11 protein-coding genes are annotated in these 12,184 nt (G+C 68.1%); 6 read left to right on the forward strand and 5 right to left on the reverse strand.

From position 1 onward, the window contains the following. Positions 1–8: 8 nt before the first annotated feature. The 6 genes from ARTB_RS06210 (at position 9) to ARTB_RS06235 (ending at position 5,102) form a co-directional block, all read left to right on the forward strand. Entirely contained in the window at positions 9–389 is a 381-nt protein-coding gene (locus ARTB_RS06210) for an urease subunit beta (RefSeq protein ID WP_243178180.1), read from the forward strand. Beyond that, a complete protein-coding gene (ureC, locus tag ARTB_RS06215) occupies positions 386–2,155 on the forward strand; it encodes an urease subunit alpha (RefSeq protein ID WP_243178181.1) in 1,770 nt (589 codons plus the stop codon). Before ARTB_RS06210 ends, ureC begins: the two co-directional genes overlap by 4 nt. A gap of 19 nt (positions 2,156–2,174) precedes the next feature. Continuing rightward, positions 2,175–2,657 carry an urease accessory protein UreE gene (gene ureE / locus ARTB_RS06220; RefSeq protein ID WP_243178182.1) on the forward strand — a complete coding sequence of 161 codons (483 nt, stop codon included), beginning with the start codon at positions 2,175–2,177 and terminating at the stop codon, positions 2,655–2,657. A 141-nt stretch (positions 2,658–2,798) separates the two neighbouring features. Continuing rightward, positions 2,799–3,464 carry an urease accessory protein UreF gene (locus ARTB_RS06225; RefSeq protein WP_243178183.1) on the forward strand — a complete coding sequence of 222 codons (666 nt, stop codon included), beginning with the start codon at positions 2,799–2,801 and terminating at the stop codon, positions 3,462–3,464. A 34-nt stretch (positions 3,465–3,498) separates the two neighbouring features. Beyond that, the gene (gene ureG, locus ARTB_RS06230; protein ID WP_243178184.1) at positions 3,499–4,116 is read left to right on the forward strand and encodes an urease accessory protein UreG; all 618 of its coding nucleotides are present in this window, start codon (positions 3,499–3,501) and stop codon (positions 4,114–4,116) included. Between the two features lie 269 nt (positions 4,117–4,385). Further along, positions 4,386–5,102 (forward strand): urease accessory protein UreD, encoded by a 717-nt coding sequence (locus ARTB_RS06235; RefSeq protein ID WP_243178185.1) that lies wholly within the window; start codon positions 4,386–4,388, stop codon positions 5,100–5,102. A 67-nt stretch (positions 5,103–5,169) separates the two neighbouring features. On the opposite strand, the gene galK is transcribed toward ARTB_RS06235, so the two are convergent. From galK to ARTB_RS06260, 5 genes are all read right to left on the reverse strand, one after another. Further along, positions 5,170–6,342 (reverse strand): galactokinase, encoded by a 1,173-nt coding sequence (gene galK, locus ARTB_RS06240; protein ID WP_243178186.1) that lies wholly within the window; start codon positions 6,340–6,342, stop codon positions 5,170–5,172. Then, entirely contained in the window at positions 6,339–7,475 is a 1,137-nt protein-coding gene (galT, locus tag ARTB_RS06245) for a galactose-1-phosphate uridylyltransferase (RefSeq protein ID WP_243178187.1), read from the reverse strand. The genes galK and galT overlap by 4 nt, the downstream gene beginning before the upstream one ends. Positions 7,476–7,541: 66 nt before the next feature. Continuing rightward, entirely contained in the window at positions 7,542–9,707 is a 2,166-nt protein-coding gene (locus tag ARTB_RS06250; protein ID WP_243178188.1) for an alpha-galactosidase, read from the reverse strand. Positions 9,708–9,816: 109 nt separating this feature from the next. Next, the gene (locus ARTB_RS06255) at positions 9,817–11,160 is read right to left on the reverse strand and encodes an ABC transporter substrate-binding protein (protein WP_243178189.1); all 1,344 of its coding nucleotides are present in this window, start codon (positions 11,158–11,160) and stop codon (positions 9,817–9,819) included. Positions 11,161–11,245: 85 nt separating this feature from the next. After that, entirely contained in the window at positions 11,246–12,178 is a 933-nt protein-coding gene (locus tag ARTB_RS06260) for a carbohydrate ABC transporter permease (RefSeq protein ID WP_243178190.1), read from the reverse strand. Between the last annotated feature and the right edge of the window lie 6 nt (positions 12,179–12,184).

A 12,184-nucleotide genomic window follows, 5' to 3' on the forward strand; every position in this document is an offset into this window, starting at 1 on the left:
GAGCTTCGATGATTCCGGGAGAATACGTTCTCAGTTCCGCGCCGCTGGTCATCAACGCCGGCCGTGAGGCGGTGGACGTCGCGGTGACCAACACCGGAGACCGGCCCGTCCAGGTGGGCTCGCATTATCACTTTGCCGAAGCCAACTCCGCGCTGCAGTTTGACCGGGCGGCCGCCTACGGCCGCCGGCTGGACATCCCGGCCGGCACGGCCGCTCGGTTCGAACCCGGGGACAGCAGGACCGTCCGGCTGATCGAGCTCGCGGGCAGCCGGGAAGTGTACGGCCTCAGCAACGCAGTCAACGGCACACTCCGCAAGACCGGACTCCCTGTTTCCGAACTCCACGTTTCCGAACTCCACGTTTCCGAAGGGGAAGGTGACGCACAGTGAGTTTCGAGCTATCCCGCAGGCAGTATGCGGACCTCTACGGCCCGACGACGGGCGACGCCATCCGCCTGGCCGACACGGATCTGTTTCTTGAGATCGAGAAGGACCTCACCGTTTACGGCGAGGAAGTGGTGTTCGGCGGCGGCAAGGTGATCCGCGACGGCATGGGCCAGAACGGCCAGCTGACCCGTGATGAGGACATTCCGGACACCGTGATCACCAACGTCGTGGTGCTGGACTACACCGGCATCTACAAGGCCGACGTCGCGCTCCGGGACGGCCACATCTTCCGGATCGGCAAGGCCGGCAACCCGCAGATCACCGACGGCGTGGACATCGTGATCGGCGCGAGCACCGAGATCATTGCGGGCGAGCGGAAAATCCTGACCGCCGGCGGGGTGGACTCGCACATCCACTTCATCTCCCCGGACCAGGTCCCCGCCGCCCTGTGCAGCGGCGTGACCACGATGGTCGGCGGCGGCACCGGTCCCGCCGAAGGCACCAAAGCCACCACGGTCACCCCCGGAAAATGGCACATCCAGCGGATGCTGCAGGCCGCCGAAGGGCTGCCCATCAACATCGGCCTGTTCGGCAAGGGCCACGCGTCCGCCGTCGAACCCCTGGCCGAGCAGATCCGCGCCGGCGCGATCGGGCTGAAAGTCCATGAGGACTGGGGCTCCACCACGTCCTCGATCGACACGTCGCTGCAGGTAGCGGACCAGTACGACGTCCAGGTGGCCATCCACACCGACACCCTGAACGAGTGCGGCTTCGTGGAGGACACCATCCGGGCCATCGACGGCCGCGTGATCCACACCTTCCACACCGAAGGCGCCGGCGGCGGCCACGCCCCGGACATCATCAAAATCGCCGGGTTGCCCAATGTCCTGCCGGCGTCCACCAACCCGACCCTGCCGTACACTCGCAACACCATCGAAGAGCACCTGGACATGCTCATGGTCTGCCACCATCTGAACCCGGACATCCCGGAGGACGTGGCATTCGCGGACTCCCGCATCCGCGCCGAGACCATCGCCGCCGAGGACGTCCTGCAGGACCTGGGCATCTTCGCGATCACGTCCTCGGACTCCCAGGCCATGGGCCGGGTGGGCGAGGTGATCATCCGCACCTGGCAGGTGGCGGACAAGATGAAGAAACAGCGCGGCGTCCTCAAAGACCCCCAGAGGGACGACACAGGGGATAGCGCAGCCGGCAGCCACGGCGCCCCTTCCGGCCTCGGCGCGGAGAGCGACAACTTCCGGATCAAGCGCTACGTGGCGAAATACACCATCAACCCCGCCATCGCGCAGGGCATGGCAGACTCCATCGGCTCCGTGGAGGTCGGCAAATTCGCAGACCTGGTGCTCTGGGATCCCGCGTTCTTCGGGGTGAAGCCGGACCTTGTGCTCAAGGGCGGCCAGATCGCCTACGCCCTCATGGGTGACGCCAACGCCTCCATTCCCACCCCGCAGCCGCGCACCATGCGGCCGATGTTCGCCGCCTATGGCAAGGCGCTGCAGCAGTCCTCCATCACCTTCCTCTCCCAGGCCGCCATCGACGCCGGGGTCCCGGCGGAGCTCGGACTGGAGAAGGTCATCCGGCCGGTGTCCGGAATCAGGAACCTCACCAAGGCGGACCTCAAGCACAACGGCGCCACCCCTGATATCGAGGTGGACCCGGAAACGTATCAGGTGAGCGTCGACGGCGAGGACGTCACCTGCGAGCCCTCAGACGTGCTGCCCATGGCGCAGCGCTACTTCCTTTTCTAGGCTTCCAGAGGAGACCACCATGATCATCGAAAAGGTCCTCGGCAACACCCACGACCTCCCTCCCGGTCCGGACCCCTACTTTGGGCTCCATCGGGAGAAGGTGGTGCTGCCCAGCGCCCAGCTGGTCAAACGCATCCAGCGCGTCACCACCGACCACGGGAAGGAACTCGGCATCCGCCTCCCCGCCGGTTCCGGGGACCTGCGCGACGGCGACATCCTGCACGTGGCCGACACCAACATGATCGTGGTGTCGGTGTTGCCCACTGACGTCCTGGTGATCGCCCCGCGCTCCATCCACGAGATGGGGATGGTGGCCCACTCCCTGGGCAACCGGCACCTGCAGGCCCAGTTCTTCGACGCGTCCTCGGAGTACGGGGCGGAGGTGATGGTCTGCCAGTACGACCACACCGTGGAGGACTATCTCAAACACGTCGGAGCGCCCCACGACCGCCAGGAGCGCGTGATGCCCATACCCTTCCGCCATGCCGAACACTCGCACTAGTTTTCTCTTCCGCGGCTGGGGCGCCGCCAGCGCTGCGGCGGGTGATAGGGGTCGTGCCCGCTTCGCGGTGCCCGCCACGCCGCGACCCCTATCACCCGCCTTCGCAGGTTCGACTGCTTGCCTTGCGTCGTGGAGCCCGTTATGACTTACCAGTTGGCGTTGCAGCAGCTGACGGATTCCGCTTTGCCTACCGGGGCGTTTGCTCACTCGCTGGGGTTTGAGACGTATGTGGAGCGCGGGCTGGTGCACGATGAGGAGTCCTTTGGGGTGTGGCTGGCGGCGTTCATTTCGCAGCAGCTGACGTACTCGGACGCCCTGGCAATCCGGTTCCTCTATGAGGACGTTCCGGTTGCCGAACTGGATGCGTTGTTGACCGCCCAGTTGTTGCCCCGGCAGTTGCGCGAGGCCAGTACCAAGATGGGCGGACGTCTACTGGAGATCGGCGCCGAGATCTTTCCGTCCGCAGATCTGGCGGAGTACCGGAAGCTGGTGGGTTCCGGCCGTGCCGCCGGGCATCAGCCGCTGGCGTTCGCCGTCGTCGCACGGTCCCTGAACGTACCGCTCCCCGAGGCCCTTGCCGCTTACCTGTTCGCCGCGGTGACGTCGTTGACGCAGAACGCCGTCCGGGCGATCCCGCTGGGGCAGAACGCCGGCCAGCGGATCCTGCGGAAGGCCGCCGACGGCGTCGCCGCCGCTATCGAGCGGATCAGTCACCTCACGCCTGATGACTTTGGGGCCGTCAGCCCGGGGCTGGAAATTTCGCAAATGCGGCACGAACGCCAGCGCGCCCGCATGTTCATGAGTTAACCGAGCTACACACGAAATATGTCTGGAGAAGAATATGTCTGAGCCCGTCAAGATCGGCATCGGCGGCCCGGTGGGTGCCGGCAAGACCCAGCTCGTGGAGCGGCTCACCCGTCACATGAGCCGGGCGATCTCCATGGCGGCCATCACCAACGACATCTACACCATCGAGGACGCCAAGATTCTCGCCGCCAACGGGATCCTGCCGATCGACCGGATCATCGGCGTTGAAACCGGCGGCTGCCCGCACACCGCCATCCGCGAAGACACGTCCATGAATACCGCCGCCATCGAGGAACTGAAGCAGCGGCACCCTGACCTGCAGGTGATCTTCGTGGAATCCGGCGGCGACAACCTCTCCGCAACGTTCAGCCCCGAACTGGTGGACTTTTCCATCTACATCATCGACGTGGCCCAGGGTGAGAAGATCCCGCGCAAGGCCGGCCAGGGCATGATCAAGTCCGATCTGTTCATCATCAACAAGACCGACCTCGCCCCCCACGTGGGCGCGGACCTGGCCGTCATGGAGCGGGACTCCAAGGAATTCCGGGGCGAGAAGCCGTTCTGCTTCACCAACCTCAAGACCGACGAGGGGCTGGACCGCGTCATCGACTGGGTGCGGCGGGACGTCCTAATGCTCGACCTGGCGCCGTGAGTGCTCCCGGGGTCAGTCCCGGCGAGCTAACCGCTGAGGCGGCGAGGCCGGATTTTGGGGCCGCGGCGTGGCGGGCACCGCGAAGCGGGCACGGCCCCAAATCCGGCGAAGCCGCTGGAGCCAACCAGAGCGCCCGGGAACCGATGGGTCAGCTCGAACTCGTGGTGGCCGAGCGTGGGCGACGTTCTGTCGCCACGCACCAGTTCCATCGGGGGGCTTTGAGGGTTTTGCGGCCGCATTACTTGGATGGCAGCGGGCAGGTTTGTTATGTGCTCGTCAATCCGGGCGGGGCGTATTTGGGGGCTGACCTGTATGTGATTGACGTGGAGGTGGCCGATGGGGCGAAGCTGCTGCTCGCCACGCAGTCGGCCACCAAGATCTACAGAACTCCGGGATCCTTTGCCGAACAGCGGATGCGGTTGCGGCTCGGGGAGGGGGCTCGGCTGGAGCTCGCCCCGGATCAGGTGATCGCCTACCGGGAGGCCAGCTACCGGCAGAATACGCACGTGACGGTGCGGCCGTCGTCGAGCCTCATCATGGCCGAAATTGTGACCCCGGGGTGGTCGCCGGACGGGGCCTCGTTCCGGTACGAGGAGCTGCGGTTGCGGACCGAGATCCGGGTCGAGTCGGAGGCGTCCGTCGGGGAGGCGGGCGGGCTGCTGGCCCTGGACAACGTGCTCATCCGGCCGCCCCTGGGCGATGTAACGGGCCTGGCGTTCATGGAGGGCTTCAGCCATCTGGGGTCGCTGATCGTCGTGGACCCGCGGGTGGACCAAGCCCTTGCCGACGAACTCCACGAGATCACGGCCGGGCTCGGCGCCCATACCGGCATCTCGCTCACCGCCGCCGTGCTGGGAACGGCCGGGCTGGTGCTGAGGTCCCTCTCGAACAGCACGGAGGAGCTGCGGCGTGTTCTGGGAGCCGCCACCGCCCTGCTGCGCAAGCCCTGGTACGGCCAGGACCCGCTGGATCTGAGGAAGTACTGATGGCCGGGACCCAGCAGAGAGCCGCGCAGCCCCGGCTTCGGCCGCTGACCACCCGCCGGCGGCCTGATCACAGCCGGCGCGCCCCCTCTGCCGGCAGGACGGCGAAGACATCGGGTGCCTGCAGCCTCCGGACGGCGAAGCCGGCCAGGACCGCGGACCGGACCTGATCGGCGTCGTCCACTGGAACCAGGGCGATGGCGGAGCCGCCGAACCCGCCGCCGGTCATCCGGGCCCCGATGGCCCCGTTGGCGCGCGCGGTGTCAACGGCCAGGTTCAGTTCCGGGCAGGAGATTTCGAAGTCGTCCCGCATGGAGCGGTGGCTGGCGTCCAGCAGGTCTCCGATTGCCAGCGGCCCATGGGTCGTGAGCAGTTCCGCGGTCCGGGCGACCCGTTCGTTCTCGGTGACGATGTGCCGGACCCGGCGGAACGTCACGTCGTCGAGGATGCGCGCGGCCCGCGGCAGATCGGCGGCGTCGAGGTCGCGGAGGGCGCCGACGCCCAGGACCCGGGCGCCCCGGACGCAGGAGGCCCGGCGTTCGGCGTACCCGCCGGTGGCATGGGCGTGCGAGACCTTGGTGTCGATCACGAGGCAGAGAAGCCCGGACTCCGCCAGGCCGAGCGGCACCGGGTGCGAGCTGAGGTCGCGGCAGTCCAGGTAGACGGCGCAATCCCGGGTGCCGAGCATCGACGCGGACTGGTCCATGATCCCGGTGGGGGCGCCGACGACGTTGTTTTCGGCCCGCCGCCCGATGTCCGCCAGTTCGGCTCGGCCCAGGCCCGCTCCGGTGAGGTCGGACAGGGCCAACGCGACGGCGCATTCCAGGGCAGCGGAGGAGGACAGCCCGGCGCCGACCGGGACATCGGAGGTCACGTACAGGTCAAAGCCCTGCACCGTGATGCCGGCCCTTTCCAGCTCCCAGGCCACGCCGGCCGGGTACGCGGACCAGCCGGCCGCCTGGTCCGGAGCGAAGGTATCGAGATCGAATTCGACCGGGTCAGCGGCCGCGAACGCCGAGGCCAGCCGCACGGTGCGGTCCGCCCGGGCCGACACGGCCACGGTGGTGGAGCGGTTGATGGCGAACGGCAGGACAAGGCCGTCGTTGTAGTCCGTGTGCTCGCCGATCAGGTTGACCCGTCCCGGCGCCTGCCACACGCCGTCGGCGTCATGGCCGAAGTGGCCGGCGAAGGCGCGGGTCAGCGTGTCCGCCAGGGCCGTTCCTGCGGTGTCGGTGGTGGTCATGCCGTTCCTGTCCTGGCGTCCCGGAGCCGGGCTGCGACCTCTTCGGGAGTGGTGTCGTTGATGAAGGCGCCCATGGCGGCCTCGGAGCCGGCCAGGAACTTGAGTTTATCCGCGGCCCGCCGGGGGGAGGTGAGCTGCAGGTGCAGGTACCCGGACCGGCGCAGCACCGGGTCAAGGGGGGCCTGGTGCCAGGCGCTGATATACGGCGTCGGGCTGCCGTAGAGCCTGTCGAGGCGGCCCAGCAGGTCCGGATAGAGGACGGCGAGCTCATCACGCTCGGCGCCGGTCAGCGCGGCGAGGTCCGGAACCTGGCGGTGCGGGACCAGATGGATTTCCAGCGGCCAGCGTGCCGCGAAGGGCACGTAGGCGCTGAAGAATTCGCCCTCGAGCACCATCCGGGCGCCGTCGGCACGTTCACTCGCTAAAATCGCCCCGGTCAGGGTGGCCGTCCCGCACGCCGCCTCATGGAACTGCCGGGCGGCCGCGGCCATCACCGCGCTCCTCGGCGTGACGTAGGGGTAGGCGTAGATCTGGCCGTGCGGATGGTGCAGTGTCACGCCGATGTCCTGGCCGCGGTTCTCGAAACAGAACACCTGCGCGACGCCGGGCAGCGCGCTCAGGGCCTCGGTGCGGTGTGCCCAGGCGTCGATCACGGTGCGCACCCTCCGGGTGCTGAGTGCGGCGAACGTCCCGGTGTGCTCGGGCGTGAAGGCTACGACCTCGCACCGGCCGCCGGCGGTCCCGCGGGTACCCCAGCCCGGCGCTGCCGGGGCGGCGGCGAGATCCGGACCGAGCGAGGGGAAGCGGTTTTCAAACACGGCGACGTCGTAATCCGCCGGGATCTCCGAGGGCCGCGCGTCGGTGCTCGGGCACAGCGGGCACTCGTCCGCCGGCGGAAGATGCGTCCTGTGTTGCCGGTGCGCGGCGACCGCCACCCATTCCCCGGTCAGCGCGTCGTACCGGATTTCCCCGGACGGGCCACGCTCGGGAAGGTCGCGGCGGTCCCTCGACGGGCGCTGCAGGGGATGGGAAGTATCGTCGAAATACAGGAGTTCACGCCCATCGGCGAGGCGCGTACTGGTCACCGCGGACACCGACGCCGGGGCGTCGCTGCGGCTGATGATGCTGGTCATGGGGTTCCTTCGAAAGTGAGGGGACGTGCGGTGCCCGGCCCGGAAGCAGGGGGCGGGACCGGACGGTCAGAGGGCCTGGACGTGGAGGAGCAGGGCGTGCTCCGGGTTCAGGACCGGCAGGGGCAGGCCGACGTGCTGCAGGAAGGCCCCGGTGGCAACCGCCCCGTCGTCCAGCCAGGCCGGCGGCCGGATCTGGGAGAAGGTGTGCGCGTAGTCACCGTCGAGAAGGGTAGGCAGTTCGGCCCGGACGCGGTAGTTCCGCTTCGGGTCAAGGCCCGGCAGTGAGGCCAGTCCGGGGACCTCAGCCGGGGCGGAGGCCAGGGACACGGCAGCGAACAGGGCCTCGCCGGCGTCGTGCGCAACTACACCGTGGACGCTCAGGGTGGGCTCGGCGGTGTCCGCGTTGACGCGCTTGCCGGAGTGGAGCAGTGCGCGGTGGCGCTTGTAGAGCGCGATGGCGCGGCGCAGCGTGGCCCGTTCCTCGTCCGTGGCTGCGCGGATGTCCCACTCCATGCCGAAATGGCCAAAGAGGGCGGTGATGGCGCGGAAGGAGATGTCGTGGGTGCGGGCCGTGGTGTGGCTCGTGGTGGGGCCGACATGTGATCCGACGAGTTCGGGTGGGAGGACGGCCTGGGTCCAGCGCTGGATTGTCTGGCGCTCCAGGGCATCGTTGCAGTCCGAGGCCCACACCCGGTCGGTTCGCTGCAGGATGCCGAGGTCCACGCGGGCCCCGCCGGAGGAGCAGCTTTCAATCTCCACGTCCGGGTGGGCTGCCTTGAGCGCGTCGAAGAGACGGTACGCGGCCAGCGTCTGCTCGTGGACGGACGGCCGGCCGCCGCGGCCGTGCTCGGTTAGGTCGCGGTTCTGGTCCCATTTGAGGTAGGCTATGTTGTTCTCGCGCAACAGGGCATCGAGGCGTCCGTAGATGTATTGCCAGGCCTCCGGGTTGGCGAGGTCCAGGACGTGCTGATGGCGCCAGGCGTGCGGAAGCCGGCCGCCGTCCTTGTGGGAAAGCAGCGACGGGCCCACGATCCAGTCCGGGTGCTCGCGGGCGACGTCGGAGTCCAGGTTGACCATTTCGGGTTCGACCCAGAGTCCGAATTCCATGCCGTGGCCGGTGACCGCGTCGATCAGCGGCGTGAGGCCCTCGGGCCACAGACCCTCGTCGACGTACCAGTCGCCAAGGCCCGCGTGATCGTCGCGGCGGCCGCGGAACCAGCCGTCGTCGAGGACAAAGCGTTCCACGCCGAGCCCGGCGGCCGCTTCGGCGAGTTCGAGCAGGGGCTCGAGGCTGTGGTCGAAGTAGACGGCCTCCCAGGTGTTCAGCACCACCGGGCGGACCCGGCCGGAGGTGGTGTCCACATGCTGCGGCCGGGCACGGAACCAGTGGTAGAAGGCCTCGGTGATGCCGTCCAGGCCGCGGCCGGAGTAGGCGGCGTAGAGCGACGGCGTCCGGTAGCTGCCGCCGGGGCGCAGCACCACTTCGGCGGAGCCGAGCAGCTCGGCGGCACCGAGCATGCGCCGGCCGTCCGCGAGGCTGTCGAGGTACTGCTCGTGGTTGCCGCTCCAGCCCAGGTGCGTGGCCCAGACCTGGCCTGTGCGGTTGGCGAAGCCGGCGGTCCCGGCTGCCACCAGCAGGGACGAGTCGTGGCCGGTCCGGCCGTGCCGGCCGGTGCGGACCCAGGTGCCCTGCTGGACGGCGTGCCGCTGCGGGTGGTTTTCGCGGCACCAGCGTCCGGTGAGATCGAGCAGTTCTGTGGCGTCCCGCGGCACCGGCAGCACCGTGGCGAGTTCGTCGAGCTGGTATTCGGCCGTGCCGCTGTTGGTCAGCGTGTGAGCCAGCTCCAGGAGGCCGCCGGGGTGCAGGGTGAGTTCGGAACTGACCTCGAGTCCGGCCTCGGAGTCCCGGTGGATGATCACCACCGTGCGCCCGCCGTCCTGCATCTGGGCGGCAACCACCCGCAGGGCCGGCGAGAAGTCCAGGCCGGGGCCGCCGTCGGCGTTCCGGTGCCCGCGCAGGCCCGGCCGCCCGGCCCAGCCGGAGGAGGCCTGCGGGAGCAGTCCGGCGGCGACGGGGATGTCGAGGGCGGAGTGCGGGACCGGCCCGCGGAGGATCGCCAGATCGGGGAGGTGTTCGCCGAGGTCGGCGCCCCAGTGGACGATCTCGGCCTCGCCGGAGTCGAAGGCCAGCAGGACGCTGGTGCCGGCAGAACGCAGGTGCACGGGGTGCATGGGGATTCGCTTTCGGTAGTGCGGAAGTCAGGTGCTGGTGCGCGGGATTCCGGCTCGGGGATCCCGCGCACCGGGCGCCGCCGTGGCGGGCGGCTGTGGCTTCGAACGCTTACTTGTTGAAGAGGGCGTTGACCTGGTTGTTGGCTTCGGTGAGGGAGCTGGCAGGCTTCTTGCCGGAGAGGACGGCGTCCATGGCCGGCTTCATGATGCCGTCCACCTTGGCTGCCTTATCCGCGATCGGGAACAGGAACGTGGTTCCTTCCTTGACGTGGGTGGTGAAGGCGGAGACGTCGGTGCCCTTGGCCTTGAATGCTTCGGCTGCCTTGTCGGAGGAGCTGGTGAGAGCCGGGAACACGACGCCCTTGGAGGCTACGACGTCCTGGCAGGCGGTGGAGGCGAGGTATTCGACCCACTTGATCGAGGCTGCCGGGTTCTTGGTGCCGGCCCAGACGGAATCGGCCAGGCCGTTGAACATGCTGGCGCGTTTGCCTTCGGGGCCCTTCGGGGTGGGGGCGAACGCGGTCTTCACGCCCTTGTAGCTCTTGTACTGGCCGATCAGCCAGTCACCCGTGGTGTTGATGGCAGCCTTGCCGGCGCCGAAGTTGTCCGCCAGGCTGGCGCCGACGGTGGTCTCGAGCTTGGGCATGTAGCCCTTCTCGGTCAGTCCGGCCCACCAGGCGATGGTCTCCTGGAACTTGGGGTCGTCGTAGTTGAACTTGGTGCCCCAGGGGTTCTTGTCCGTGGCGCTCCAGCCGGTGGTGGCGCTGAGGAAGCTCCACTCGGTCTGGCCCTGCCCGGAGCCGCTGCCGGCCAGGCCGAGTCCGTAGACGGCCACCTTGTTCTTGTCGAAACCTGCCTCGTCGCCGCGCACGCCGTTTTTGTCCACGGTCAGGTGCGCGATTGCCTTCTCATAGCTGCCGCCGTCCTGCGGGTTCCATTCCAGGTTGGCCATCTGCTCGGCGGTCAGGCCGGCGGAGTCCGTCATGGCCGTGTTGTAGAAGAGGCCCACGGTGTCCCAGTCCTTGGGCAGTCCGTAGCGCTTGCCGTCCTGGCCCACCCAGAGCTCGGCGAGTCCCTTGGTGTAGCTCTCCAGCTTGATGCCGTCCTTGGCCACCGCCTCGTCGAGGGAGAGCAGCTGCTTTTTCGCGGCGTATTCGGGGTACTTCGAGAGGTGGTTGGTGAAGACGTCGGGGGCGGTGCCGGCGACGAAGCCGTTGGTCAGTGTGGTCCAGTAGTCATCCCAGCCGCGCTGGGTGATCTTGACCTTGATGTCTGGGTTGGCCTTGTGGAAGTCATCGGCGCACTGTTGGTAGGCCGGGAGCTGGTTGGCGTCCCACAGCCAGTAGTTGATGTCGCCCTTGGCCTCGGTGGAGGCCGGGGCGGACCCCCCGCAGGCGGAGAGGGAGATGGCGATGGCTGCAGCGGCAGCGACGGCGCCGAGGGTCTTCTTCATGGTGGACCTTTCATGGAAGTGCTTCTTTGAGGGGAATGCTTGTTGACGGGCAGTGCTTTGAAGGGCACTGCGGGTTGGGCCGGGGTTACTTGATGCCGGAGAAGCCGATGGAGTTGACCACCCGCTTGCCGAAGGCGATGAAGAGCAGGAGGACGGGCAGGGCCGCGATCAGGGTGGCGGCCATCAGGCCGGACCAGTCGGGGGCGCCCTGCGGAGACTGGGACTTGAAGACGCCCAGGCCCACGGTGAGGACGCGGACGCTTTCGTCCTGGCCCACCAGCAGCGGCCAGAAGTACTCGTTCCACTGGCCGATGAAGGTCAGCAGCGCCAGGGTGGCCAGGGGGGCCGCGGCGTTCGGGAGCACGATCTGGAAGAAGATCCGCACGTGTTTGGCGCCGTCGAGCATGGCGGCCTCTTCCACCTCGCGGGACATGGAGAGGAAGAACTGGCGCAGGAAGAAGATGGCGAAAGGGGTCATGAACAGGAACGGCAGGGCCAGGCCGGCGAAGGTGTTGAGCAGGCCGAGGTTCTTGATCATCAGGAAGTTGGGCAGGGCTGTGAAGATCGGCGGAACCATCATGGTGGCCAGGAACAGGCCGAACACCACGTTCCGGCCCGGCCAGCGCAGCCGGGAGAAGGCGTAGGCGGCCATCGCGCTGAAGAAGACCTGCCCGGCGGTGGTGACGGTGGCGAAGATGACGGAGTTCCGCAGATACAGCCAGAAATTGATGGCGGCGCCGGAGCCGCCCTCGGCGATTGCTTCCTCGGGGCTCTGCAGCCCCAGGACCCGCTTGAAGGCGCCGAGGCTGAAGTCGGCCGGCAGCAGGTTGCTGGCGTTCGAGGCCAGGGAGGCATTGCTGGACAGTGCGGTGCGGAGCATCCAGTGGAACGGCGCGATCGTCACGACGACGGCGATGGCGACGAGGGTCCAGGCACCGACGCGGCGCCAGTTGACCGGTTTCCTGGGAGGGGGGACGCTGGAGACGGGCTTCTTACGGGAAGGGGCGGACGTAGTCATGGCTGG

It is taken from the genome of Arthrobacter humicola (assembly GCF_022803015.1).
Lineage (GTDB): Bacteria > Actinomycetota > Actinomycetes > Actinomycetales > Micrococcaceae > Arthrobacter > Arthrobacter humicola_A.

Coding starts and splice junctions, on each gene's coding strand:
- galT (WP_243178187.1), bottom strand. CDS start 7,475: ATGACCAGCATCATCAGCCGCAGCGACGCCCCGGCGTCGGTGTCCGCG.
- ARTB_RS06210 (WP_243178180.1), top strand. CDS start 9: ATGATTCCGGGAGAATACGTTCTCAGTTCCGCGCCGCTGGTCATCAAC.
- ARTB_RS06225 (WP_243178183.1), top strand. CDS start 2,799: ATGACTTACCAGTTGGCGTTGCAGCAGCTGACGGATTCCGCTTTGCCT.
- ureG (WP_243178184.1), top strand. CDS start 3,499: ATGTCTGAGCCCGTCAAGATCGGCATCGGCGGCCCGGTGGGTGCCGGC.
- ureE (WP_243178182.1), top strand. CDS start 2,175: ATGATCATCGAAAAGGTCCTCGGCAACACCCACGACCTCCCTCCCGGT.
- ARTB_RS06260 (WP_243178190.1), bottom strand. CDS start 12,178: ATGACTACGTCCGCCCCTTCCCGTAAGAAGCCCGTCTCCAGCGTCCCC.
- ARTB_RS06255 (WP_243178189.1), bottom strand. CDS start 11,160: ATGAAGAAGACCCTCGGCGCCGTCGCTGCCGCTGCAGCCATCGCCATC.
- ARTB_RS06250 (WP_243178188.1), bottom strand. CDS start 9,707: ATGCACCCCGTGCACCTGCGTTCTGCCGGCACCAGCGTCCTGCTGGCC.
- galK (WP_243178186.1), bottom strand. CDS start 6,342: ATGACCACCACCGACACCGCAGGAACGGCCCTGGCGGACACGCTGACC.